Origin of the sequence: Chelativorans xinjiangensis, from assembly GCF_009812055.1 — a bacterium.
Classification (GTDB): Bacteria; Pseudomonadota; Alphaproteobacteria; order Rhizobiales; family Rhizobiaceae; genus Chelativorans; species Chelativorans xinjiangense.
Map to the genome: position 1 here is coordinate 1 of NZ_WQNH01000048.1, position 23,402 is coordinate 23,402.

Consider the following 23,402-nt stretch of genomic DNA (forward strand, 5'->3'; position numbering starts at 1 on the left):
GGCGCTGCCGTGAAGAACCTGTCCCATAGTGCATCCTTCCATTCCTGGGAAAACAATGCACCATCAAAATGCGGGATCAAACAACTAGGTTCTACCATGGAAAAGGACGCCGGACCGATCGCCGCCAACACGAGGCGCTCCAAAGTTCGGGCTCCGGGCCAACGCTGGGCGCTCCCTCGTTCCGTGAAATTGAACGAGCTTCCCTTTCGGAACGTTCAAGCTGCATCGGCAATATGGCTCCTTCGGAGGTGGACCTCGGCTCAGAGGTCGGCTGTCGAGGGAGCAATCCGGATCGCTAAAGGTCATAAATGGGCTCACAGTGATCTTAGATGAGGCGCATCGCTGTTAAGACAACAGGAGGTAACGATGGCTGCACAACAGGCGATTGACGAGGCTCAGATTCGGCAGCGAATCGACAAATTGGTTGCGGCGATTCGCGCCATGGATCTCGAAGGTATGAAGTCGATTTACGCTCCGGACATCGTGTCATTCGATATCGTACCGCCGCTGCAGCACGTGGGAGCAAAGGCAAAATGGAAAAACTGGGTAGACGCGTTCGCGATGTACAAGCATCCGCTGGGCTACGAAATTCGCAACCTCAAGATCACCTTGGGCGATGACTTGGCATTCGGGCACAGCCTCAATCGGATCAGCGGCACGCTGAAGAATGGGAACAGCAGCGATTTCTGGGCCCGATGGACAACCTGCTTTCGAAAGATCGATGGTAACTAGCTGATTGCGCACGACTAGGTCTCGGTGCCCGTCGATTTTGAGAGCGGCGGAGCGTTGCTGAACCTCGAGCCCTGACAGCTTGGCGATCTTGAGTGAGGCCCGCGCTGGCAGGCCTTGGATCGCTCGGGCCGTCCAGCCCTGGGGGAGCTCAGCTACGTGCACCAGACTAAATTGGGCGGTTAGTTTGTTACCCTTGGGCTGGTTTACCGCAAAGCCAGCTCTCGAAGCACAGAGCCAACATAAGCGAGTAATGTGCTGACCGGCAGCAAAGGGTCGGAACTTCCGGTTCCTTTTTGCCGCGGTAAGGTGGTCAGCGGAACGACCGCTTGTTGCTAACTTCATCTTGAAAGCGGACGGGCAGCTTCCGGCTCCCGAACCGCTGGCGAGCTCCAATTTCAGATTCTGTCCAACAGCAATGCGCCCAGAACTGAGTAGAGGCAAAGCCGGCTCTCAACCCCGTAGCTGCCGTCTGCCCTCCAGCCACCATAGCCAGCCACCACCGCGCCTTTCGCCATCACTGCGTCTCCGGTACAGTTGGCGGCTTGGACTCTCCGGTGGCTGCCATGCAAAACTAAACAACAGACCGGAAAGCCTCGACCGGCCGCCGCACAGGACGTTTGGAACGATGGCGAAGTTTTCCAACATCATTGGGGCTCTTGGCGGGCTCGCTCTCGCTCTCTGGCTTGCAGCAGGTCCGGCGGCCGGTCAGGAGGAAGTCCTGCGCTGGCGCATGAACAGTCTGCTCTACCCGAAGCTCTTTGGCGAAGCCGGAGAACGATTTGCCGAGACGGTGCGGCGATTGTCGGGCGGCAGCTTCGTCATCGAGGTTCACGATCGGCTCGTGCTCGACCAGGATACCTTCGGCGCCTTGGAATCCGGCCTGATCGACGCGGTGTGGGGGTCGGCGGGCCATCACCACCGCGAGGATCCGGCGCTGACGATTTTCACTGGCTTCCCCTTCGGTCCCGATCCGGCGAGCTTCACGGCTTGGATGCAAGTGGGCGGCGGCGCCGAGGCGCTGCAGGCGATCTATGCCCGCCACGGTATGAAGAGCCTCTATTGCGGCATCCTGCCAGCGGAAGGCGGAGGCTGGTTCCTCGAGCCGATCGAGGGCATTGAGGACCTGGAGGGACTGGCAATGCGCAGCTTTGGCTACGGCGCCCGGGTGCTGCGAAAGCTGGGTGTCATTACCTACGAGCTGCCGGGTCAAGAGATCCGCCCAGCGTTCGAGACCGGCCTAATCGGCGCGGCTGAATTCTCTCTGCCGTCGATAGATGCCGATCTCGGGATCGCCGAGATTGCCAAACACCTCTACTTTCCCGGCTGGCAGCAGCCTGTCACCTCGCTCGAGATTCTGATGCCGGAGCGGAGCTGGGCGTCGCTCTCAGATCACCATAAGACGGTGCTCGAGGCGGCCTGCGGCGATACCCTGTCATGGACCGCATCCGAGGCGGTCATGCGGCAGGTCGACGCTCTTGCTCGTTTCCGGGCCATGGGTGTCAAGTTCCACCATTGGCCCGACGACGTGCTCCTCGAACTGCGCCAGGCTTGGGATGAGGTGATCGCGGAGGAAACCGCTGGCGACCCGCTGCTCGCGAAAGCCTGGAGTGAGTACCTTCGCTTCCGCGACGGCTATGCCGGATGGCAGTCACGTGCCTACGCCGACTGGGCCGGCTCAGCCTGGCATGCCGGCGAGTCTGAGCCCATCGAGGACTAGAGCGAGACCTGTTTCGTCGGCAAAGCCGTCGAAGGATTGTGCCACGGCTGAGACGCTGTACTCGGACCGGCGCCCCTGCGCAGCCCTTACCACGCCCGCCGCCTCATCAGTCCGGCCGGCATGGGCAAGGCTCGCTGCGAAGAGCCATCCCGGCCACCACCGCGCATTGGCAAAAGTCCCCGCGCCATAGAGTGGGCCGAGCTTTTCCGCTGCGCGGGCCGGCTCGCCCGCGAGCAGATAGCTGAGGCCGGCGACCTGGCGGTGCCAGTCGGGGGGATTCGAACTCAGGCGCAGGGCCTGCTCGATCATGCCGACCGCATCCTTCGAGCGGCCCGTCAGGGCCAGCGCCTGGGCCAGCACCGCCATGTTGTCAGCATCGCCGGGGTCGATGGCAGCCGCCGCACGAGCGCTTGCCAGCGCGTCGACAGGTGAGCGCAGCTCTCTGAAAGGCGCAAGCAGCCGCATCTCCGCGAGCAGCCGGTGAGAGCGATCGCTTCCGCCGAACGCCACGGAACGTTCCACCAGTTCGAGCGCCCGTTCCATCTCGCGCCGGCCGCCTCCCCAGGCGAGGTGCTGGACTTCCAGCCAATAGGTGAGCCCCAGGCTCGCTAGCGCGTCCGGATTTTCGGGGTCCCCGGCGACAACCTGCTCGAGCAGACGCCTTGCACGCTCGTTGTCCTCGCGCCGGCGCCAGTCGCGTGCCTCCAGCAGTGCCTCCGCCTGCTGCATGGCCGAGACGGTGACATCGGGCGCCGCCTCGATCGCGATGCGCGGCGTTGCCCACCAGAGGCTGCCAGCAACCAGCAGCAATCCCGCGGCCAAGCCGCCGGCCCAAACCATCCGGGGACTCGAGGTTCGTCGCACCGGCAACTCCGGCCCCGGTTCGGAATCCAACAGCATGTATCCCCGCCGCGGCACCGTGCGCAGCAATTTGGCCCCATCCGGGCCGAGTACGCGCCGGATATCACTCACGCAATGGGCAAGAGAATCATCGGAAACGAACACGTCCGGCCAGATCTCGCGGACGAGGTCGTCCTTGCTTACCAGCCTCCCACGCCGCTCGCACAGGACCTCGAGCGCCCGATAGGACTTCGGCCGGAGGAAACGCTCACAACCCGTTCCGTCCTCGAGGCAGCCGCGCACCCGGTTAAGGACAAAACCGCCGAAGCGAATCCTGTGTGGATCATCCATGCCGGGCTCCGAGGCCATATTTCCCGTATTTGTAGCACAATTTCAGCCGTCTTTCAGGGTTCTTTCGATACTTCGCGCGCCGCTCGGCTGATCCTCGTCGATGGACAACCATCCGAGAAAGAAGCGCAATGCACATCTCCGCCCTGAGATCCGCCGTCGTCGCGCTGTGCCTCGGTGCCGCTGCCTCGGTCGCAGCCGCCGAGACCCAGGATCCGCCTCCTTTGCTCGACACAATCGAGCTGTGGCTCGTGGCGAATTTCGGCCTGACGCCGGCGGCCGAGGCGCCCGACCTCGCGACTGTCCCGGCCTCCAGGCTTGTCGAGATCCGCTACGGCGCCGCAAGTCAAGTTTCACCCGGCGAAGTGGTGGCAGCCTACGACGAAGCCAGCCGCATCATCTATTTCACCGAAGGCTGGACCGGACGCACCCCGGCCCAGCTCTCGGTGCTGGTGCACGAGATGGTTCACCACCTGCAGGGGTCTGCCAATATGCGCTTCGCCTGTCCAGCAGAGCGCGAAGTGCTCGCCTACCAGGCGCAGGATGCTTGGCTACAGCTGTTCGGCATGGACTTGGAGAGCACGTTCGGCATCGACCCTGCAATGTTGCTCGTCGCTACCGTCTGCACGCATTGACGCGGCTCAGGGGTCGAACGCCGCGCTCGCGCAACGCCGCACCATCCCGATGAACGTTCCGTCGCGAATGTCGGCTCACGGCAGAGTGCGCCTTTCGCGGCAAGCGTGCGGATGTCTGTAGCGGGTTCGTTCGAGGGTTAGATCACGTCGATGCGGGGCCTGAAGGTCCGCTTCTGAAAATCCGAGCCTCAAAGCTGCCGGTCCGCTCCGGCCCCCCAAACGGCACAACCATTTACGGCTCCACCGGGGTGGATTTCAGACCTTCGTGTGCAATGAGATTGAAGACCGTCTACGAGCCCAGGGCCATTGAGCGCAGGCGATGCGCGAGATGATCGATTGCCAGTGTGGCGCTCGGGGTGAGCGTATTGGACCGGTGAAGACGGATTTCGGCGCCCGGCAGCGGCGGCACATACTGGCCGGCGGGGACGCTTCGTAGGCCAGGCGCAAGCATGCGGCCTTTGACGACGGTCACCGCCAGGCCGTGCTCAACAATTGCCTCCACGGCAGCAAGACTCGGGCTGATATAGGCCAATCGCCACGGCCGGCCTGCCCCATTGAGCGCCCGAACCGCCCAAGCGCGAAACAAGCAGTCGGGATTCGACAAGGCGACAGGTAGAGGTTCAAGTTCCTCCACAGCCTGACCGGCCGCTGCTGCCCAAATCACCCTTTTCGCGGCATATCAACTCGCCCTCGATCGCACCCTCCGGATGCATGGCGATGACCGCATCGAACGTTAGGCCAAGCTTCTTCAAGAGCCGAGAGGTGAGGCCGATCTCCATCTCGATCTGCACGAGAGGAAATCGTTCAGCGACATCGGCAAGAAGGCGCGGCAGGACCCTGGTGCCGTAGTCCTCCATGACGCCGATGCGAATGCGTCCGGCGACCTTCTGGTTGGAAAGGCGCGCAATTGCTTGCTCGCTGAAAGCGAGAATGCGACGTGCGTCTATCAGAACTTATGGCCGACGCTCGAGCAAGTTTGCTCGCATGGCTCGATCGGCGTGGCGGAACAATCGACGATTATGCCTTTCCGAGTAGGATCGATCATTCGGCGCATTTGAGCACAAGGCAGTATGCTCACTTAGCCGGCATGGATGTGCCCGAGGTCAAGGCGATGGTGGATCTCTATCCCGTCGGCCAGATTTTCGACAACCATGTATATCCCGGCGTCCTGCACAACGCGTTCATGGACGTTGGCATCCCGTCCTTTACCCCGAAGATCGGCGCTGCGCGCGTGCTAGACCTTGAGATGATCTCGCTGTTTGTGGAAGGCACGATGAACGTCCTCAAGCATCATGGCATCGTTTCCGGGCCGATGGGGCGCACGGGCAAGGACGTGCGCGTATTCGTCGGCAACAGTGCGTTTCCGATCCTCGCCACCGTGGGCGGCATTGTCGAGCATCTTGTCAAGCTCAACGACAAGGTCGAAGCCGGACAAAAGGTGGCCGTTCAGCGCAATAGCCTCGGCGAAGTGGTTGCGGAGTACACAAGCGGCGTGGCCGGAGAAATAACGGGTCAGCGCAGCGATGCAATGTCCGAGCCTGGCAATCCCTTGGTGTTTATCCTTTTCAATAGGCCGACGCCATCGGGCGTTGAAACCTATCCCGAGTAGGTCACCTGTACGTGCGATCTTCTAGAAAGAATCGTATAGCGAAGTGAACGTTTGCAGCCGTCCTCGGGCGAACTTGACCGCATCCATTGAAAGCAAAGTCGATGCGGCGCCGTGGTGTGATCGAAGGGTGGCGTTTCGTTGAGTTGCCCACGTTGGTCGGTGCGGAATGTCTGCCTTAGCTCTAGCGAGCCAACGTCACGTCAGAGTCGGCTTCGAGACGTTCCCGCCGCCGAGGCAATGACTGGATCGGGCTCGGTTCGCGACCTCAATCCCAGAAGGCTGAACGTCAGCAATCGCCGTTGCGAACCCGGAAGCTGCCAGTCTGCTGACGGCCCCCCAAACTCCCAATAGCGCAAACGGCTGTGCATGGAGGGAAGCGGCCGTTTCCTCCGTCGCTACGAGATGTCTGCCTTGCTGACGAAGCCCTTCACCTGGCTTGCGCGAATGTCTGCTATCGCTCGGTGGTTTTCCAAGCGGTCAGTTAGCCGGGACTCAAGAGGCGATCAGATTGCGCTATGGCGTGATCCGGTACAAGCGCATCGGCTTGGTCGGTGCGCGTGCTATGATACCTTTCGATTCCAGATCAAGCTGAACCGCTTTCAGCCACCACCCGGCGGTCTTGCCTTCCGGATACAGCGCTTCGGGCAATTGGGATAACAGGGCGGATTTGGCTTCCGCGATTGTCGAACCTGGCTCTTCATCCGTGAGAACGGACAGCAGCGCCACCCGCATTGCTTCGTATTTCGCACGCTCAACACGTTCGGTCTTTCCCGGCGTGTTGACGTTCTCGATTTCGATCTTGTCGTTAGTCGCGGACATCGAGCACCCCCTCTACATAGTCGATCTTCGGTCGATGAAACCCCATCGCGGCCCAGGCCCCGATCAGGCGGCTGGAGCTGGCTCTTTTGGGTGCTGTCGCAGACGTAGAAACGGTATAAGAATTCATGGATGATGACGCCAAAGGCCCGACGGAGTGGTGGGGGATTTCGTGTTCATCGCAGAGACGAAGCGATCGAAAACCGCGTCCGAGCCGACTTGACCGCCCTTGAGCATCAGGCGCATGCCATCCCTCTGCGGCATGTCCGAAGCCGCCACGCAGATCGCCACGCCTGCGTCCAGCTGTTCCTCGAACGCAAGGCTGCGGAAACCGAGCCGCCGGACGATGATGCTCGACGTGTCGCCGCCGGCCACGCCCAGAGCACACACCGTTTGTCGATCAAGGATGGCGGCGACCAGGTTCGCCAGTTTGCATGACAGCTCGGCTCCACTGCAGCGGTAATCCTCCGTGGGAGCGAGATGTGCCAGCACGTTTTCTCCGGCTGCGAGCGCCGCGGCGCAGCTTGCGGCGAACGCGCCGGCCGCGGTCTTATCCGCCAGGTGCCGAGGCTGTATCGGCATGGGCTTGAAGCGGCGTGCGGCTTTCACTTGGGCGGCTGTGACCTGTGACCGGCTGCCTGCCAGGACGAGGCACAGGCCCTCCGTCCTGCTGCCCTGCGCCGGGGCTGCCACCCCGGGCGGCCGGAGATCTCCGGAAAGCGCCTCGGCGACGCTGCTGGCACCAACGATCAGCAACGGGCGGCCGTCGCTGCCGCAGCCGCCCAGCGCGGCGCCTATCGTTTCGAGATGGCCCTGGTCACATGCATCGAACAACATGCGCTTCTTCCCCGCGCGCATGAGCTCGTCGACGTGTGTCTTGAGGGTCGCCCGGCGCTCCTCGATCTCCGGCCACGCCAGGAGCAGCAGGTCCTGGAGGCCCTGCCTTGCAAGGTGGATGCGCAGGTCGGCCTCCGCCATCGGCGTGATCGGATGATTGCGCATGACCGGGTGTCGGTCGATCCGGTGGATTTGGCCGTCCGGTCCGCTGGCAAAGAGATTACCGAACGCGCAGTAGCGTTCGAGGCTCGGCTGGCCGCCCATGACGGCTACCAGCGCGGGATCGAGATGGCGCTCCAGGACCGCGACCGCGGCGCCGATGCTGCCCGTTTCGGGGCTGGAATCAAAGGTGGAGCAGACCTTGTAGTGAACGATGCGGGGGGACAGGGCCTTCAGCAGCGGCGCCAGCACGTCCATCTGCACGGCGATGGCCTCGGCCGGCAGCGCGCGGAACTCGGTGGCGAGGCCGACAGCGTCGAGTCCCTCTTCCGCGATCGCAGCCGCATCGGGCGGATCAAGGAACAGCCGAACACGGCGGCCGGCCCGGGCGAGCGTTGCCAGGGTGTCGGATGCGCCGGTGAAGTCGTCGCCGATGAAGATGTAGTCGACGCCCGCGCCCACCGTCAGCCTCCGAAGAAGCTCAGCGCGGCGCGCAGCTCAGGCAGGCGCTCGGCCGCCTTTTCGAGCGGTGTTCCCGATGCCACGGCCTCATAGGCCTGGCGAAGGCTGCTGACGCCGGCGGCCGGCCCGCCCGGGTGAGCGAGGATCCCGCCGCCCGCCAGGAACATGAAGTCGGCCGAGCCCACGGCATCGTGCGTGAGGGGCAGCGTGCCCGCCCACTGGCCGGAGGAAAAGACGGGCAGCACCGCATCCGCATCGTCCGCCGCATCGACGGCAAGCGGCCGCAGGCAGCGGCGGGCGGCAGAGGCCACCTCCTCCGCGGAATCGGAAAACTTGCCTCCGATGCCGTGGACATGCATGTGATCGACGCCCGTGAGGCGATAAAGCGCCTGATAGGCGTCGAAGCCGATGCCGAGCGAAGGGTGACGCGAGAAGGCGCCGAAACCGTTTCTATGGCCGTGGAGGGCAAGCGGCGTGGAGCGCCGGAGCGTCTGGAGGGCTGCAAGGCCGCACCAGTTGAGGCTCGCCATGATGCAGGAACCGCCTTCCCCTTCCACCATCGCGGCGTGGCGGCGCATGGCATCGGTCTCGTCGGTGATGTTGAAGGCCACCATGACGTCGCGGCCGGTCGCCTGGCGATAGGCGCGGACCCGCCGCATCACCGCCGGCACCCGCTCGGCGAGCGGCGCATGATCCGGATCGGCACAAACCTCGTCATCCTTGATGAAGTCGACCCCCGCCTCGCAAAGCAGGCCTACGAGATCCGCGATCTCCGACGCGGCCATGCCGACATTGGGCTTGATAATCGTGCCGAAGAGCGGCCGGTCACCGATGCCGAGACGGCGGCGCGTTCCCGAAACGCCGAGAGGCGGGCGCTCGAAGCGGTCGCGATAGGTCTGCGGGAGCGCAATATCCACCAGACGCAGGCCAGTAACCTCGCCAAGATCATAGAGATTACCTGCCGCCGTCGCGGCCAGGGTGGGCAGGTTGGCGCCTATATTGGCGAGCGGAAAGGCGATTTTCACGCTTGCCCGCCGGCATGGGCCGGCGGCGCCCTTGCGCTGCAGATAGGCACTTGCGAGGCTGGGCGCGGCCGCGGGTTCCAGTTCCTCCACGGACAGGACCTCGGCCGCGGCGCGCTCGCGCAGCGCATCCGTCTCGCCCGCCACGCGGACGAAAGTTCCGCTGCTCTGCTCGCCGGCCATGATCGCCGCCACCTTCTCAGGCTCGAGCGGAGTCTCGATCACGTAGTGCGCTTCCAGGGTCCCGGCCTTCATCAGCGCCTCACAAGGTGGAGAGGTCGGGGAACGGGCGGACCGGCTCCGCGCCGTCCCAGCCTTTGGAGGCCTCGCGGATCAGATCGAACAGCCGCCCCTTGGGCCCCACGACTTCGGAGAGTTCGATCACCGTGCCGGGATGGGCTTCCCGGTCGAAATAGACGAAGCGGCCATTGGCGCCGACCTTGCCGCTCATCTTCTGCCTGAAACCTTGCGCTTCCATGCGGGCGAGGTCGGCATCGTAGTCCTGCGTCCAATAGGCGACATGCTGCAGCCCCTTGTGGCCGGCACGCATGAAGTCGCGGTACATGGAGGGGGCGTCGTTGCGTGTCTGGATCAACTCGACCTGCATGGGGCCGCTGTTGGCCAGCGCGACGGAGTTGTGGACCTCGTACGGCTCGCCGTCATAGCGGTAGTCCTCGATCGGCACCCGGGGATTGTAGAACCAGGGGCCGACGCCCATGACGGAATGCCAATGGGCCATGGCGGCTTCGATGTCGTCGACCACGTAGCCAAGCTGGCGGATCGCGCCCAGAAATCTGCTCATATTCAAACCCTATTGCACGAAAAGTCTCGGGAGCCAGGTCGAGACCGCGGGAACCGCGGAGACGACCAGCAGCGAAAGAAGGAGAGGTATCAGGAAAGGCAGCACGCCCCGGATCACCGCATGCACCGGCATCTTGGCGACGATCGACACCATGTAGAGGCTCATGCCGATGGGCGGGGTCAGAAGTCCGATCATCAGGTTGAGCACGAAGACGATGCCGAGCTGGAGGGGGTCGACCCCTGCCGCATGGAGGGCGGGGGCGACGATCGGCGCGATGATGAGGATGGCAGCGATGGATTCCAGCACCATGCCGACGACGAGCAGAAGAAGGTTGACGAGCAGGAGCAGGATGAAGGGATCATCCGACAGGCCGAGCAGGAAGGCGCCGGCCTTCGCCGGCACGCGGTCGAGGGTGAGCACCCACGCGAAAACGGCGGCAGTAGACACGATGAAGAGAATGCTGGCGGTGGCCTCCACCGTCTCGCGCAGGCTCTCCCAGACGGCGCCCAGCGTCAGCGTGCGGTAGACCGCAAAGCCGATCAGCAGCGCGTAGGCAACGGTGACGCCGGCGACCTCGGTCGGGCCGAACCAGCCGCTGAGAAGCCCGCCGATGAGAAGCACCGGCGTAAGCAGCGCCGGGAAGGAGACCAGCGCCTTCTTCGCCACCGCGCGCAGGGAGGGGCTGACCACATCCCGTGGCAGGTCGTAGACTCGGGCGATGATGGCGACCTGGAGCATCAGGAAGAGCGTGATGAGAAGTGCCGGAACGATGCCGGCGATCAGGAGCTGCACGGCCGAGACGTTGGCCACGCTGGCATAGATAATGATGGGTATCGAGGGCGGGAAGATCGGCCCGATGGTTGCGGCGGCGATGGTGATGCCGGCAGCGAAGTTCTTGCGATAGCCCTGGCCGGTCATCTGGTCGATCTGGATTTTGCCCAGCGCACCGATGTCGGCGAGGGCGGCGCCCGAGACGCCGGAGAAAATGAGGCTGACGAGAATCGAGACCTGGGCCACCGCGCCGCGGATGCGGCCGACGAGAAGGCGCACGAGATCGAAGATGTGCGTCGTGACGCCCATCGCATTGAGGAGGCTTGCGGCGAGAATGAACAATGGGACGGCAAGCAGCGGGGTAGAATCCAGCGCGTTGACGGCGCGCTGCGCCAGTACGTTTACGGGAAGCCCGTAAGTGACGATCACGATCGCGGAGGAAAGCCCCAGCGAGACGGCAACCGGTGCGCCGAGCGCGAGGGTCGCGGCGAAGATGAGAATGAGGACGAGGCTCATGACGCCCGACGGCCCTCCGGCGCGGAATCGGTCGCCAGGAAAAGGCCGGCAAGGCGGACAGCAGCAACCAAGAAAAGGAGCACGAAGCCGGCGAGCGCGGGCGCGTAGAAGAGCCAGTTCGACATGCCGAGGGCGGGCGTGGAGAACTTGCCGGCGCGGGAGAGGAAAGACTGGAAGCCGTAAAGCGTGAGCAGGCAGAAGACGAGGATGGCGGCTTCGACCAGCGCAAGCGCGTAGAGCCTGAGACGCGGCTGCAGCATCGTCGGCACGAGATCGACTGCGACATGTTGGCCGCGCAGGGCCAGGAGCGGCGCGCAAAGGAAGACGAGCGCGATGCCGCTGAAGCGCGCCAGCTCGTCCGCCCACGGCATGCCGAGATCGAAGGCATTTCGGCCCACCACCTGACCGACGATGAGCAGGGCCATCAGGGCGAGAAGGAGGATTGCCGCGGACCGGCAGGCCAGCGAGACCGTTTCCAACACCTTGCCTGCCGCCCTGACGGCGGAGCCGATCTGCATGGCTCTGCTCCTGGTCCGCGACATCCGAAGCTCCTAACAGCCTCTAGCTGATCGCCATGATCTTCTCGTAGAGCGCGCCGTATTTCTCGCCGAAGCGCTCCTCGACGAGCTTCTCGACCGAGGCGCGGAAGGCATCGACCTTGAGCCCGTCTTCAGGACCGATCACGGTCATGCCCAGCTCGCGCAGGGCTTGCGTGTCCTTTTCCTCATTGTCCTGAATGGCCTTGGTGGCGCGGTCGCGGATTTCCGCGGCGGCCTCGGTGACGGCTTCCTTGTGCGCGTCGGACAAGCCCTGCCAGGCATCCTCGTTCATGACGACGACCTCGGCGTTGGACATGTGCCCCGTCAGCATCAGGTGAGACTGCACCTCGTAGAGCTTGACGTTGAGGATGACGTTCACCGGATTTTCCTGCCCGGCGACCACCCCGGTCGCGAGCGCGGTCGGCACCTCCGACCAGTCGACCGGAATAGCGGCCGCCCCCATGCCCTCCACCGCGGTCGTGTAGATCGGGAAGGGAACGGCGCGGATCTTCTCGCCGGCGAGATCGGCCGGCGAATAGACCGCCTTGTTGGCAGTCAGGTTCCGGCGGCCGAAATAATGCGCGTAGATGACGCGCACATTGGCCGCCTCGATCAGGCCCTGGTTCAACTCCTGCATGACCGGGGAATTGACGTCCATCACCTTCATGAGGTGGTCGATGTCGCGGTAGAGATAGGGCGTGTCGAGGGCGGCAAAGGGCTCATAGAGAGAGCCGATGCCGCCGGCCGTGTTGTGGGAGAAGGCGATGGTGCCGAGCGATACGGCCTCGGCAAGCTCCTGAAGCTTGCCCAATTGCGAGGACGGGAAGACCTCGATGGCAAGGTCCCCGCCGGAGTGCTTGGCCACCGCTTCGGCAAACCAGTCGGCCTGCGCGCCGGCGACGCTGGCGGGCTCGTTGTTGTGGCCGTAGCGCAGCGTCACCGATTGCGCGCGCGACCGGCCGGGAAGCATGGCGGCCGCACTCGCGCCCAGGCCGAGCGCAAGGGCGTTGCGGCGGCTGATGCGGCGGGCGCCAAACTGCATCGAATTCCTGTTCATCGGGTCCTCCCATGACATGTTCTGACGGGCCATAGACAGCGCCTTCGTATGCTCTCCTCCGGAGACACTGCCTACTTGACACAAGGCTAGGAACTAGCATGCTTCAGGTCAAACCAGAAAAATTGAGGTTTTTTTAGGTGTCATCAGTTCGAGGAGACGGTCTACCGATGCCGCTCATGACCGACATTGCGGAGGCCGCAGAAGTCTCGCTCGCGACGGTCGACCGGGTGCTCAACCGGCGCAAGGGCGTGAAGGCCCGCACCGTCGAGCGCGTGCTCAAGGCGGCGCTCGAACTCGGCTATCTGAGCGAAGCCGAGCATGCGCAACTCATCCACCCGCGCCCGCCGAATGTCGCCTTTCTGCTCCCCATGGGCGGCAACCCCTATCTCCGGCTGCTCGGCGACAAGGTTCGCGCCGTCGCCCAGTCGAAGTCGCGCGACGAGGCGCAGGTGCGCTGCTACTTTATCGAGAGCTTCGATGCCGGCGCGCTCGCCGCGGCCATCCGCCACCATGCCGGCTGGGCGGACGGTATCGCCTTCCTGGCCATCGACCATCCGCTCGTGCGCGAGGCAGTGGAGGAGGTCTCCGCCGCCGGGCGGCGCATCGTGACCATCGTCTCCGACCTGCAGCATTCGCTGCGCGACGCCTATGTGGGGCTCGACAACCAGGCGGCCGGGCGCACCGCCGGATATCTGCTCGGCCGCTTCTGCCGCGCGCGAGAAGGCAGCGTCGCCCTGGTGGCGGGAAGCCGCAACTACCGCGCCCACGCGGAGCGGGAGATGGGGTTCCTCGGTCTTCTGGAGGAGATGCATCCCGGCCTGCGCGTGGTCGGCATGCGCGAGGGCCACGACGACCGCGAGGAGAACTACCGTCACGCGCTCTCGCTCCTGGAGCAGAACGCCGATCTTGTCGGCATCTACAATGTCGGCGGCTCCTCCGACGGGATCGGACGCGCGCTGCGGGAGCACGGCAGATCCGGTGAGGTGGTCTTCATCGGCCACGGGTTGACGGCCGACACCCGCAGGCTTCTCATCGAAGGCACCATGGACGCGGTGATCAACTCGGACCCTGATGTGCTGCTCACTTCCGCACTGCACGTCTTCGGCAGCCTCCAGCGTGACCATGCCTCTAACCCAACAGTGCTTCCGCCGGTCAAGATGGATCTTTTCTTCCGCGAGAACATTCCCTCCGTCCTGTCCGTCGCCGGCGGAACCGCAATGCGTCGAGGCCGGCGCGCCCCCTGAGGGTTTGTCAACTCGGGACGCCAAGATCAGCAGCAAACGTCTCGCTGCTGCCACACGAAAAACCTTCAAGAATGAAGGAATTTTGATGCGCCTGCCATGAGCTTGGGAGCGTCGCAGAAAGGCTGAGGTCCAGAGGGTCAGCGAGTCAAATACAGTGTCCGCTTGCAGAAGCCGGACCCCAAAAGCTACCCGTCCGCTCGCGGTCCCGAAAATGCCTTGGCCGCTTTGATGTAACCAGGCAATTCAAAGCCGGGAAATATCCGCTTGATCGCACCTGATCGCACCTAATCGTACATAGGGCACTTCGATTTCCTGACATTCGGCACCATTCTTGTTCGGTCTGTCGAAACAGCGGAGCAGCGCCGATGACACCGACGAAGCTCCTTGTCGGCCAAATCACTGTCGTGTTCGCCATTGTCGTCCTTGGCGTATGGGCGGCCACGCAGTGGTGCGCCGATATGCTGGGCTATCAGGAGCAACTCGGCTCGCCATGGTTTAGGGCGGCCGGCGGGTCGATCCATTTGCGCGAGGACAGACAGCCATCGCCGGTCCCCGGCCGATCACCGTCCGAGCGCGGCCTGATGCTGCAATGTGATGCGGGCCTCCATGCGCTGCTGGAACTGATCGACCACGACGGCGGCGATGATGACGAGGCCCTTGATCACGATCTGCCAGAAGGAACTGACCCCCATCATCACCAGCCCGTCGGAAAGGATGCCGATGACGAAGGCGCCGACGATGGTGCCGGCGATCCGTCCGCGCCCTCCAGACATGGAGGTGCCGCCGAGCACCGCCGCGGCGATGGCGTTGAGCTCGAACGTTTCGCCGGTCGCGGGATGGGCCGCCACGAGTTGGGACGAGATGACGAGACCGGCGACGGCCGCGCAGAAGCCGGAGAACATGTAGACGAACATCTTCACCCGGGCGACCTTGATGCCGGAAAGCGCAGCGGCCCGTTCATTGCCGCCGACGGCATAGATGTGGCGGCCGAGCGGGGTGCGCGCGCCGATATAGGCCGCTCCCAGCGAAAGCAGGATGAGGATCCAGATCGAATACGGAATGCCCGCAAGCGAGCCGGCACCGAGAAGGGGAAAGCCGGTCGTGCCGTATTCTGGATTGCCAACGAGATTGGGAAAGGTCGCACCATCGGAGGATAGAAGCGCAATGCCGCGCGCCACGTAGAGCATGCCGAGCGTGGCTATGAAGGGCGCCACGCTGAGCTTCGTGATCAGGAAACCGTTGACGGCGCCGACCGCCACCCCGACGAAGAGCGTGATCAGGATGATCACCGGCACGCTGAAATAGAGCGTATAGCCGATGCTGATGCCGCCGAGGTCGATCCCGTGGAGAATAAAGTAACCCGCCACCATGCCGGTGAGCCCCACCACCGAGCCGACCGAAAGGTCGATGCCGCCGGTGATGATGACGAAGGTCATCCCAATCGCCAGAAAGGCGTTGACCGCCACGTGCTTCGCCATGATGACCGCGTTCGCCGTGCTGACGAAATTTGGCGCTGCCAGCGAAAAGAAGACAATGACCGCCAGAAGCGCGATCAGCGTGCGCATCTTCAGCATGAGTAGGACGGCGGCCTGACGGTTCAGCCCCGCACGCACCGTTGTCGCTTCGATAGGCGTCACGCTCAAGCCTCCATCTTTGTCGCCGGTGCATGCCCGACGGCGGAGGCGGCGACGACGGCCTCCTCCGTCGCCTCTTCCCGCGCAAATTCGCCCGTCACACGCCCGTTGGACATGACGATAATGCGGTCAGAGAGCGACATCACCTCCTCAAGGTCGGATGTCGCCATGAGGATGGCGATGCCTTCGGCCGCCAGCCTGCGCATCGTTCTGAACACCTCCGCCTTGGCGCCGACATCGATGCCGCGGCTCGGCTCGTCCATCAGGAGCACGTGCGGCCGCGTCATCAGTGCCTTTCCGATCACCACCTTTTGCTGATTACCGCCCGAGAGTGAACTTACCGGGTTCTCCGGGCTTGCGATTTTGATAGCCAGATTGCTGACGAAGGACAGGACCGCATCGCGTTCCCGCTTCAGGTCGAGATGAAAGCCGTTCACGAACCCTCTCAGGCTGGAGAGGCTCATGTTCTCGCGGATGGCCATGATCTCGACAAGGCCCTCCGTCTTTCGGTCCTCCGGCACGAGCGCAATGCCACGCGCGATCCTCGACGCGACGCCGCCGCCGCCGCCGCCGCGGGAGAGCGGCTCTCCGTCCATGTAGAAGGTGCCTGTCATGGCCGCATGCTGGTTCATGACGCACTCGAAGAACTCGGAGCGGCCGGCGCCGAGAAGTCCGTAGATGCCGACAATCTCGCCGGCACGAAGCGACATCGACACATGGTCGAGGGCATAGCCGCCGCGCCTGCTCGGCAGGCAGATGTTCTCCGCCCGGAAGACCTCGTCTCCGATATCGTGTGGCTGCGTTTTGGAAAAATCGCGGGAAGCCGCCCCCGTCATGCTCCGCACGATCCAGGGGACATCGATCTCTGCCATTGGCCGGCTGCCGGTGACCCGGCCGTCACGCAGGACGGTGATATAGTCGCCGATGCGGGTGAGTTCCTCGAGTCGGTGCGAGATGTAGACGACGGCCACTCCTTGCGCCTTCAGTTCAGCGATCACGCGGAAGAGGATCTCGACCTCCGCCGTACTCAACGCCGAGGTCGGCTCGTCCATGATCAGGATGCGCGCATCCTGCGCCAGCGCCTTGGCGATCTCGACGATCTGCTGCTGACCGATCGGCAGGTCCGCCACCAGGGCGTCGGGGGAAATGTCGTGCTCCAGCCGGCCCATCAATACGCGCACCGCCTCCCTCTGGTCGCTGCTGCGGATGTCGGTGCCGAGGCGCGTCCTCTCCCGGGCGATGAAGATGTTGTCGGCCACCGAGAGATTGGGGAACAGGTTGAGCTCCTGGAACACGATGCCGATGCCATGGCGCGCGGCGTCCATCGTGTCGACGAAGACGACCGGCTCGCCGCCCAGCAGGATCGTGCCTTCGGTCGGCTGCTCCACACCGGCGATGATCTTCATGAGCGTCGACTTGCCGGCGCCGTTCTCGCCGACCAGCACATTGATTGCCCCGCGCAGCACGTCGAAGTCGACCGCGTCGAGCGCCCGCGTGCCGGGATAGACCTTGGTCGCCCCGCGAACGGAGAGCACGATGTCGTGCCGGTCGTCGCTAGCGGGTCTCATGGCGCAGGCCCAATTTCGACGGCTATGGGCGTAATGAGGATCTCGTCCGTCTGACCGCGCATGGTGAAGGCGCCCACACCGGACAACGTGCGCCCTTCGAGGGTCTCGCGCGGGAGCGCTTCCAGAGCCTCCGCATAGGCACGACTGTTGAGCGCGCGGGAGAAGCCCGCGAATTCGATCTGGTCAGCAAAGTCGGTGAAGCTGACGAAAGGCAGGGCATCACGCAGCGCGGTGCCACGGATCACCCGACCGAGCTGCACTGTCGCATCCGCCGTGCCGTCGCCATCGATATCGATGGTGGCGGTCGCCGCCCGTGTCTCGGTGTTTGCCGCGACCACGCGGCCGCTGAAGCGGGTGGCGAAGGTCCAGGGTGTTCCTTCCCCGCCGGCCCGGTAGCCATACTCCAGGCCGGCCGCCTCGAGCCCGCTGCCGACGGCAGGAACGAGGATGGCGAGGTCCACCGCCCTTTCTTCGAAATGGGGTACCACCCGCGCGCGCCACATCTCGTCGACCAACGTGTCGAGCTTGGAGCCCTGTGCCGTCCCGCCGGTGCCGGTCTCCCCCTCGTTCTTCACGAGCTTGCAGCCGGCAAGGCTCGCGGCCACCAGCAGCGAGACCATGGTGAGAACGATGGTACGACCTGGCATCGGCACCCTTTCACAAGTGCGGCCGGACCACTGCCCTGCCGGTGCTCTCGATCGATGGGGACGAGGACCGCTTCATCGATCGGCGTCCCCGACGCCGTCCCTATTCGGCGAGGGCAAAGGTCTCCAGCTTTCCGGCGTTCTCGGGCGTGATGAGCACGCAGTCCATGAGTTGCTTCTCCTCCACGCCGGTGGAGCCCGTCTTCAGGTACTGGTCCGCCTGCTCGACCGCGATCTGGGCGATGCGGTAGGCAGGTTGCAGCACGGTCGCCTTGATGCCGCCTTCTTGAATCGAGTCACGTACGTCGTTGCTGCCGTCGAAGCCGACGACGATGACGTCCTCGCGGCCCGCGGCCTTCAGCGCCGCCCAGGCGCCCATGGCCATGGTGTCGTTGCCGGAGATCACGCCCTTGATGTCGGGATGCGACTGCAGGATGCTCTCCATCTTCTCGAAGGCTTCCGTCTGGCTCCAGTTCGCCGACTGCTGCGCGACGATCTCCATGTCAGGATACTGATCGATGATGTCGTGGTAACCGGACGAGCGGATGCCGGCATTGGTGTCGGACTCCTTGCCGACGAGCTCGGCATACTTGCCCTCCTCGCCCATCAGCCGCACGAACTCCTGCGCGCCGAGCTGTGCGCCCTGATAGTTGTTTGAGACGATCTGCGAGACGGCGACGCCCGTCTCGGTGATCTCGCGGTCGATCAGGAAGGAGGGAATGCCTGCCTCCTTCGCCTTTTTCACCGGCGCCACACTGGCCGCAGCACCCGCATTGTCGAGGATGATTGCCTTGGCGCCGCGGGCGATCGCCGTGTCGAACAGCTCGTTCTGCTTGTTCGGATCGTCGTCATGGACGAGCACGAGCGTCTCGTAGCCGAGTTCCTTGGCCTTTTTTTGGGCGCCCTCGGCCTCTGCCTTGAAGAAGGGATTGTCATGCGAGGGCGTGATGATGGCGATGAGGTCGGCGGCGTGCGCGACGCCGGCGGCGCCGAGCATGATGGCGACCGTGGTACCGGCCAGAAGCAGTCTGCGTGTTACGTTCATCTGTTCCTCCCTGTGTTTTCAGACGGTGTCGTGACGGTTTCTCCTCGTACCGTCGCCCTCCCGGGTCAGGTGATGCGCCTGATGCTCTCCACGATCTCCTCAGGTTCGAAGACCTTGATCCAGTCGTCGCGCATGAGGCGCGGCTTGCCGTTTTCGATGGCCTTGTTGCAGGCGTCCGAGAACTGGCCGTCCGTCTCCTCCATGATGACCGAACCCAGCACATTCATGTGGCCAAGCAGGAAGTCGCGCGCGGCCTCGCGGTCGACGCCGCGGCGCACCACCTCCTCCATGGCCTCTTTCATCACCACGAGTAGTGTGGCGCAGACCGTCTCCGAAAGCCCGGGCTCAAGCAGCGCCATCTGCTCGACGGTGGCGCGGTGCGAACGCAGGATCGGCTGGAAGATCGTTTTGGCGATCTCCTCGCCGACGGCGAAATGCTCTTCCGGCCCCTGCATCAGCGCGGAGACGATCGCCTGGGCGGCCGCCACGCCACCGAAATAGTCCTTCTTGGCGGCCATATCGGTCTCGTCGTTGAAGATCGGCGGATGACAGGGATGGGTCACGAAATAGGTGATGTCCTCGCGCGGCGGGAGGTGGCCCGCGAAGGGCGCGGCGGCATCGAGGATGATGACGACGGTGCCGCTGTCGAGCTTCTCGACGATCTGCCGGCTGACTGCGCGGATGGCGGTGTCCGGCACCGCGAGGATTACGGCACCGGCTCCGGAAAGCGCCTCATCGAGAGGCATGCAGTCGAAGCCCGTCGCCTCCTTCAGCCGGGCCTGGCCGGCTTCGGAGACCTCGACCGGGGCGACGGCAAAGCGCGAGCCCTTCAGGTTGGTGGCAAGCCGAACGCCCATTTTCCCGCCAGCGCCAATGAGTGCGATCTTCATGCAGTGATCCTCCCATCGCCGAAGAATGTTGCAGGTCATTATCATCATGTCAACTGGTATAAACAGTTGATCAGCATATCAAGCTGCGTTAGCTTCGGGTGACCGTGGCGGCATGGAGCCGCGCGGAGGGAGATGGATCAGTGACGGAGCGCCTTTACGCGGAGTACGAGCTCGAAAGTCCGCTGCCGCTGGAGAAAGCGGCGGCCGTGATCGCGGGGGAGCAGTCCTCCGGTACCTTCGTGAAGCTGCCCGGCGAGACGGAGGGGCTGCTCGCCGCTTCAGGCGCGCGCATCGAGCACATAGAGGAGACCGGCGCCAGCTCCGCCCCGTCCCTGCCCTGCAGGATACGTAGCGAACGCTACGCGCGCGGGCGCATCCGCATCTCCTGGCCACTGTCGAATATGGGGCCGTCGCTCACCAACACGCTCGCAACGGTCGCGGGCAATCTCTTCGAGCTGGCCGAGGTCTCGGCCCTGCGGCTCCTGGACATCGAGTTCCCGGGCGCTTTCCGGCACGCCTGTCCGGGGCCGGCCTTCGGGACAGAGGGCACGCGCCGCCTCGCCGGCGTTGAGCACGGACCGCTGATCGGGACAATCGTGAAGCCCAGCGTCGGGCTCTCCCCCGCCGAGACCGCGGAGCTGGCGCTCAAGCTCGCCGAGGGCGGCATCGACTTCATCAAGGACGACGAGCTTCAGGCCAACGGCCCGCACTGCCCGCTTTCCGAACGCGTGAAGCACGTCATGGCGGCGCTCAACCGCCAGGCCGACAAGACCGGAAAGAAGGTCATGTACGCCTTCAACATCACGAGCGACGAGATCGACGAGATGAAGCGCAATGCCGATCTCGTGCTTGCCCATGGCGGCACCTGCCTGATGGTCAGCATCCATTCTGTCGGGCTTGCGGGGCTCACCGCGGTGCGCCGCCATGCGCAATTGCCGTTGCATTGCCACCGCAACGGGTGGGGCCTGTTCTCGCGCTCGCCCGACATCGGCATCAGCTACCGTGCTTGGCAGAAATTCTGGCGACTGGCCGGCGCCGACCACCTGCACGTCAACGGGCTTTCCAACAAGTTCAGCGAGCCGGACGACTCCGTCATCGATTCCGCAGATGCCGTCGCCGAACCGCTCTTCGACGAAGCCTCCTATGCGGCCATGCCCGTCTTCTCCTCGGGGCAGACCGCGGCGCAGGCGGGCGCCACCTACCAGGCCCTCGGCACCACCGATCTCATCTACTGCGCCGGCGGCGGCATCATGGGCCATCCCAGCGGTGTGGCCGACGGCGTGGCGAGCCTGCGCCAGGCATGGGAGGCCGCACTTGCCGGCGCGAGCCTCGGCGACTACGCCAAGGACCACCCGCCGCTCGCGGCCGCCCTCGAAGCCTTCGGAGCACGGATGAAGTGACCGGCGACCTGCTCATCGCCTATTACGGCGACGACTTCACCGGCTCGACCGACGTGCTGGAGGCCCTCGCGGGAAACGGCATCGAAACCGTGCTGTTCACCGCCATTCCCGATCAGGATCAACGCGACCGCTTTTCCCATTGCCGCGCCATCGGCCTTGCCGGCACGAGCCGCAGCCGGCCGCCGGAATGGATGGACCGCGAACTGCCCGTCGTCTTCGAGTGGCTCCGCTCGCTTCAGGCGCCCATCGTCCACTACAAGGTCTGCTCCACCTTTGACAGCGCGCCGCACAGGGGCTCCATCGGCCGGGCCATCGAGATCGGCCTTGAGCGCTTGGGGCAGGACATCGCCCCGATCGTGGTCGGCGCGCCGGAGCTCGGCCGCTACACCGTCTTCGGGCATCTGTTCGCCGCCTTCGACGGCACCGTCTACCGTATCGATCGCCACCCGGTGATGAGCCGCCATCCGGCAACGCCAATGACCGAGGCCGACCTTCTCCTGCACCTCGCCCTGCAAACCGACCTGCCCATGGGTCGTATCGATCTGGCCGACCAACTGGCCGGGCGGGAGAAGGAGGTCTTCGAGACGTTCCGCGCGGCCGGCAAGCGAGCAGTTCTTATAGATGTCTGCGACCCTGCTTCGCAGGCGCACGCGGGCAAGGTTCTGGCTGAAACGCTCAGCCCCGCACGATCGCTCGTCTTCGGCTCTTCGGGCGTGGAATATGCGCTCCTGCCCGTCTGGCGCGCGAAGGGCCTCGTGACGGCACCGCTGCCCGCCCCTCCCCTCGAGCCCGTCGAACGGATGGCAGTGGTTTCGGGAAGCTGCTCGGCCGTGACCGAAGGGCAGATCCACACTGCACTGGCGCAGGGATTCACCGGCATCCGGCTCGACTATGCCGCGCTCGCCACCGACCGGGGCGCAGAAGCCGCCTTCGAGCGCACGCTTGAGGAAGGCCGCAGCGTGCTTGCCGCCGGCGGCAGCCCCATTCTCTACACTGCGCTCGGCCCGGCGGACATAGAAGCAGCGGACGCAGGCGCCGACGACCGTCTCGGCCGCGTGCTCGGCCGCCTCCTCAGCCGGCTGGCCGAGGAGGCCTCGCTTTCGCGGTTGGTTGTGGCCGGCGGCGACACGTCCAGCCATGCGCTGGAGGAACTGGATATCTATGCGCTCACATTACGCCATCCGATGCCCCAGTCGCCAGGCTCTCCAGTCTGCCTCGGCCACCGCGGCGTACGGGAGTCTGCTCCGGTGGAAATCGTGCTGAAGGGCGGACAGATCGGCAAGGCGGACTATTTCGTTCGGCTGCGCGACGGCGACCTCCAATGAGCAGGCTTCATTCCTTCCCCGGCACTGGTATTATGAGCGCACAGGTCGACAAGCTGATTCCGGAGGCGACCCTGAGATGAACCTTTCCGAACCGATCGTCCGCCGCAGGATTTCCGATGAGGTGTTCCTGCGCCTGAAGCATCTCATCGTCACCGGAGAGCTGAAGCCGGGCGACGAGATGCCCTCCGAGCGCGAGCTGATGGAGCGCTTCGGCGTCGGCCGGCCGGCGATCCGCGAGGCCATGCAGGCGCTCAGCAATGTCGGCCTCATCTCGATCTCGCATGGCGAGCGCGCCAAGGTGCTACAGCTCACCGCAAAATCAGTCATCCGCCAGGTAGACGTCGCGGCGAAGATCATGCTTTCGACCTCCAAGGACTCCCTGGAGCACTTGAAGAGCGCCCGCATCTTCTTCGAGCGCGGCATGGTGCGCGAGGCCGCGGAAAAGGCAACAGACGAGGACCTAGAGCAACTGCGCGCGCTGCTGATGGAGCAGCGCGGCTTCCTCGGCGATGCGGAAGCCTTCATTACCGCCGACATGAAGCTGCACACCTGCATCGCCGCCATCTCCGGCAATCCGATCTATGTCGCCGTGAGCGAGGCCATGCTCGGCTGGCTCAAGGAATACCACACAGAGCTTTTGATCTGGACGGGCAAGGAAAAATACACGCTCGCCGAGCACAAGGAGATCATCGACTGCATCGCCCGGCACGACCCGGTTGCAGCCGAGAAGGCCATGGTGAAGCACCTGGAGCGTTCGCGCGCGCTCTACGCGCTGAATCCGAGCGGGTGA

The 23,402-nt window shown here is 64.3% G+C and carries 22 protein-coding genes and 2 pseudogenes; 9 read left to right on the forward strand and 15 right to left on the reverse strand.

Translation table 11 applies throughout. The features are described from left to right. The first annotated feature begins 366 nt into the window (after positions 1 to 366). Positions 367 to 732: a YybH family protein gene (locus GM910_RS22390; RefSeq protein WP_201285579.1), complete on the forward strand. Its 366-nt coding sequence runs from the start codon at positions 367 to 369 to the stop codon at positions 730 to 732. 625 nt (positions 733 to 1,357) lie between these two features. Next, on the forward strand, positions 1,358 to 2,449 hold the full coding sequence (locus GM910_RS22395; RefSeq protein WP_159591712.1) for a TRAP transporter substrate-binding protein: 1,092 nt from the start codon (positions 1,358 to 1,360) through the stop codon (positions 2,447 to 2,449). Here the strand turns inward: GM910_RS22395 and GM910_RS22400 are convergent. After that, the gene (locus tag GM910_RS22400) at positions 2,408 to 3,640 is read right to left on the reverse strand and encodes a winged helix-turn-helix domain-containing protein (protein WP_159591715.1); all 1,233 of its coding nucleotides are present in this window, start codon (positions 3,638 to 3,640) and stop codon (positions 2,408 to 2,410) included. The two genes, GM910_RS22395 and GM910_RS22400, sit on opposite strands and share 42 nt — an antisense overlap. A gap of 128 nt (positions 3,641 to 3,768) precedes the next feature. On the opposite strand from GM910_RS22400, the gene GM910_RS22405 reads away from it, so the two are divergent. Continuing rightward, positions 3,769 to 4,272, forward strand: a complete 504-nt coding sequence (locus tag GM910_RS22405) for a DUF6647 family protein (RefSeq protein WP_246226269.1) — start codon at positions 3,769 to 3,771, stop codon at positions 4,270 to 4,272. A 289-nt stretch (positions 4,273 to 4,561) separates the two neighbouring features. Here the strand turns inward: GM910_RS22405 and GM910_RS27755 are convergent, their stop codons facing one another. Together GM910_RS27755 and GM910_RS22415 are read right to left on the reverse strand one after the other, a co-directional pair. Then, the gene (locus GM910_RS27755) at positions 4,562 to 4,936 is read right to left on the reverse strand and encodes a LysR substrate-binding domain-containing protein (protein WP_343033004.1); all 375 of its coding nucleotides are present in this window, start codon (positions 4,934 to 4,936) and stop codon (positions 4,562 to 4,564) included. Further along, positions 4,893 to 5,129: a type 2 periplasmic-binding domain-containing protein gene (locus GM910_RS22415; protein ID WP_159591721.1), complete on the reverse strand. Its 237-nt coding sequence runs from the start codon at positions 5,127 to 5,129 to the stop codon at positions 4,893 to 4,895. The genes GM910_RS27755 and GM910_RS22415 overlap by 44 nt, the downstream gene beginning before the upstream one ends. Positions 5,130 to 5,221: 92 nt before the next feature. On the opposite strand from GM910_RS22415, the pseudogene GM910_RS27015 reads away from it, so the two are divergent. Next, positions 5,222 to 5,353 (forward strand): annotated as a pseudogene (locus GM910_RS27015) (integrase); the annotation flags it as partial. Next, a pseudogene (locus GM910_RS22420) lies at positions 5,348 to 5,881 on the forward strand (succinylglutamate desuccinylase/aspartoacylase family protein); the annotation flags it as partial. The pseudogenes GM910_RS27015 and GM910_RS22420, both read left to right, overlap by 6 nt. Before the next feature lie 513 nt (positions 5,882 to 6,394). Here the strand turns inward: GM910_RS22420 and GM910_RS22425 are convergent. The 7 genes from GM910_RS22425 to GM910_RS22455 form a co-directional block, all read right to left on the reverse strand. Next, positions 6,395 to 6,700, reverse strand: coding sequence for a DUF6958 family protein (locus GM910_RS22425; RefSeq protein ID WP_159591724.1), 306 nt, complete (start codon positions 6,698 to 6,700; stop codon positions 6,395 to 6,397). Positions 6,701 to 6,823: 123 nt separating this feature from the next. Beyond that, entirely contained in the window at positions 6,824 to 8,155 is a 1,332-nt protein-coding gene (locus tag GM910_RS22430) for a four-carbon acid sugar kinase family protein (protein ID WP_201285580.1), read from the reverse strand. Between the two features lie 2 nt (positions 8,156 to 8,157). Beyond that, a complete protein-coding gene (locus GM910_RS22435; RefSeq protein WP_159591727.1) occupies positions 8,158 to 9,432 on the reverse strand; it encodes a RuBisCO large subunit C-terminal-like domain-containing protein in 1,275 nt (424 codons plus the stop codon). 7 nt (positions 9,433 to 9,439) lie between these two features. Next, complete coding sequence (locus tag GM910_RS22440) at positions 9,440 to 9,979, reverse strand: VOC family protein (RefSeq protein ID WP_159591730.1); 540 nt, start codon at positions 9,977 to 9,979, stop codon at positions 9,440 to 9,442. A 9-nt stretch (positions 9,980 to 9,988) separates the two neighbouring features. After that, positions 9,989 to 11,266, reverse strand: coding sequence for a TRAP transporter large permease (locus GM910_RS22445; RefSeq protein WP_159591733.1), 1,278 nt, complete (start codon positions 11,264 to 11,266; stop codon positions 9,989 to 9,991). After that, entirely contained in the window at positions 11,263 to 11,808 is a 546-nt protein-coding gene (locus GM910_RS22450) for a TRAP transporter small permease (RefSeq protein WP_246226271.1), read from the reverse strand. The genes GM910_RS22445 and GM910_RS22450 overlap by 4 nt, the downstream gene beginning before the upstream one ends. Positions 11,809 to 11,827: 19 nt before the next feature. Beyond that, positions 11,828 to 12,862 (reverse strand): TRAP transporter substrate-binding protein, encoded by a 1,035-nt coding sequence (locus GM910_RS22455; RefSeq protein ID WP_246226272.1) that lies wholly within the window; start codon positions 12,860 to 12,862, stop codon positions 11,828 to 11,830. A 167-nt stretch (positions 12,863 to 13,029) separates the two neighbouring features. Between GM910_RS22455 and GM910_RS22460 the strand changes: the two genes are divergently transcribed. Further along, on the forward strand, positions 13,030 to 14,106 hold the full coding sequence (locus GM910_RS22460) for a LacI family DNA-binding transcriptional regulator (RefSeq protein WP_246226273.1): 1,077 nt from the start codon (positions 13,030 to 13,032) through the stop codon (positions 14,104 to 14,106). A gap of 560 nt (positions 14,107 to 14,666) precedes the next feature. Here the strand turns inward: GM910_RS22460 and GM910_RS22465 are convergent. The 5 genes from GM910_RS22465 to GM910_RS22485 form a co-directional block, all read right to left on the reverse strand. After that, positions 14,667 to 15,680, reverse strand: coding sequence for an ABC transporter permease (locus GM910_RS22465; RefSeq protein WP_159591792.1), 1,014 nt, complete (start codon positions 15,678 to 15,680; stop codon positions 14,667 to 14,669). 65 nt (positions 15,681 to 15,745) lie between these two features. Continuing rightward, positions 15,746 to 17,308, reverse strand: coding sequence for a sugar ABC transporter ATP-binding protein (locus tag GM910_RS22470; protein WP_159591736.1), 1,563 nt, complete (start codon positions 17,306 to 17,308; stop codon positions 15,746 to 15,748). Further along, positions 17,305 to 17,955 carry a DUF2291 family protein gene (locus GM910_RS22475; RefSeq protein ID WP_159591739.1) on the reverse strand — a complete coding sequence of 217 codons (651 nt, stop codon included), beginning with the start codon at positions 17,953 to 17,955 and terminating at the stop codon, positions 17,305 to 17,307. The genes GM910_RS22470 and GM910_RS22475 overlap by 4 nt, the downstream gene beginning before the upstream one ends. 100 nt (positions 17,956 to 18,055) lie before the next feature. After that, positions 18,056 to 18,997: a D-ribose ABC transporter substrate-binding protein gene (locus tag GM910_RS22480; protein WP_159591742.1), complete on the reverse strand. Its 942-nt coding sequence runs from the start codon at positions 18,995 to 18,997 to the stop codon at positions 18,056 to 18,058. Between the two features lie 65 nt (positions 18,998 to 19,062). Beyond that, positions 19,063 to 19,887: a phosphogluconate dehydrogenase C-terminal domain-containing protein gene (locus GM910_RS22485; RefSeq protein WP_159591745.1), complete on the reverse strand. Its 825-nt coding sequence runs from the start codon at positions 19,885 to 19,887 to the stop codon at positions 19,063 to 19,065. A 140-nt stretch (positions 19,888 to 20,027) separates the two neighbouring features. Between GM910_RS22485 and GM910_RS22490 the strand changes: the two genes are divergently transcribed. The 3 genes from GM910_RS22490 to GM910_RS22500 all read left to right on the forward strand — a co-directional run bounded on the left by GM910_RS22490 (position 20,028) and on the right by GM910_RS22500 (position 23,402). Next, the gene (locus GM910_RS22490; protein WP_159591748.1) at positions 20,028 to 21,287 is read left to right on the forward strand and encodes a ribulose-bisphosphate carboxylase large subunit family protein; all 1,260 of its coding nucleotides are present in this window, start codon (positions 20,028 to 20,030) and stop codon (positions 21,285 to 21,287) included. Next, positions 21,284 to 22,612, forward strand: coding sequence for a four-carbon acid sugar kinase family protein (locus tag GM910_RS22495; RefSeq protein ID WP_246226274.1), 1,329 nt, complete (start codon positions 21,284 to 21,286; stop codon positions 22,610 to 22,612). The genes GM910_RS22490 and GM910_RS22495 overlap by 4 nt, the downstream gene beginning before the upstream one ends. Before the next feature lie 76 nt (positions 22,613 to 22,688). Further along, entirely contained in the window at positions 22,689 to 23,402 is a 714-nt protein-coding gene (locus GM910_RS22500) for a transcriptional regulator NanR (RefSeq protein ID WP_159591753.1), read from the forward strand.

Coding starts and splice junctions, on each gene's coding strand:
- GM910_RS22390 (WP_201285579.1), top strand. CDS start 367: ATGGCTGCACAACAGGCGATTGACGAGGCTCAGATTCGGCAGCGAATC.
- GM910_RS22395 (WP_159591712.1), top strand. CDS start 1,358: ATGGCGAAGTTTTCCAACATCATTGGGGCTCTTGGCGGGCTCGCTCTC.
- GM910_RS22400 (WP_159591715.1), bottom strand. CDS start 3,640: ATGGATGATCCACACAGGATTCGCTTCGGCGGTTTTGTCCTTAACCGG.
- GM910_RS22405 (WP_246226269.1), top strand. CDS start 3,769: ATGCACATCTCCGCCCTGAGATCCGCCGTCGTCGCGCTGTGCCTCGGT.
- GM910_RS22415 (WP_159591721.1), bottom strand. CDS start 5,129: ATGGAGGACTACGGCACCAGGGTCCTGCCGCGCCTTCTTGCCGATGTC.
- GM910_RS22425 (WP_159591724.1), bottom strand. CDS start 6,700: ATGTCCGCGACTAACGACAAGATCGAAATCGAGAACGTCAACACGCCG.
- GM910_RS22435 (WP_159591727.1), bottom strand. CDS start 9,432: ATGAAGGCCGGGACCCTGGAAGCGCACTACGTGATCGAGACTCCGCTC.
- GM910_RS22440 (WP_159591730.1), bottom strand. CDS start 9,979: ATGAGCAGATTTCTGGGCGCGATCCGCCAGCTTGGCTACGTGGTCGAC.
- GM910_RS22445 (WP_159591733.1), bottom strand. CDS start 11,266: ATGAGCCTCGTCCTCATTCTCATCTTCGCCGCGACCCTCGCGCTCGGC.
- GM910_RS22450 (WP_246226271.1), bottom strand. CDS start 11,808: ATGTCGCGGACCAGGAGCAGAGCCATGCAGATCGGCTCCGCCGTCAGG.
- GM910_RS22455 (WP_246226272.1), bottom strand. CDS start 12,862: ATGAACAGGAATTCGATGCAGTTTGGCGCCCGCCGCATCAGCCGCCGC.
- GM910_RS22460 (WP_246226273.1), top strand. CDS start 13,030: ATGCCGCTCATGACCGACATTGCGGAGGCCGCAGAAGTCTCGCTCGCG.
- GM910_RS22465 (WP_159591792.1), bottom strand. CDS start 15,680: ATGCTGAAGATGCGCACGCTGATCGCGCTTCTGGCGGTCATTGTCTTC.
- GM910_RS22470 (WP_159591736.1), bottom strand. CDS start 17,308: ATGAGACCCGCTAGCGACGACCGGCACGACATCGTGCTCTCCGTTCGC.
- GM910_RS22475 (WP_159591739.1), bottom strand. CDS start 17,955: ATGCCAGGTCGTACCATCGTTCTCACCATGGTCTCGCTGCTGGTGGCC.
- GM910_RS22480 (WP_159591742.1), bottom strand. CDS start 18,997: ATGAACGTAACACGCAGACTGCTTCTGGCCGGTACCACGGTCGCCATC.
- GM910_RS22485 (WP_159591745.1), bottom strand. CDS start 19,887: ATGAAGATCGCACTCATTGGCGCTGGCGGGAAAATGGGCGTTCGGCTT.
- GM910_RS22500 (WP_159591753.1), top strand. CDS start 22,689: ATGAACCTTTCCGAACCGATCGTCCGCCGCAGGATTTCCGATGAGGTG.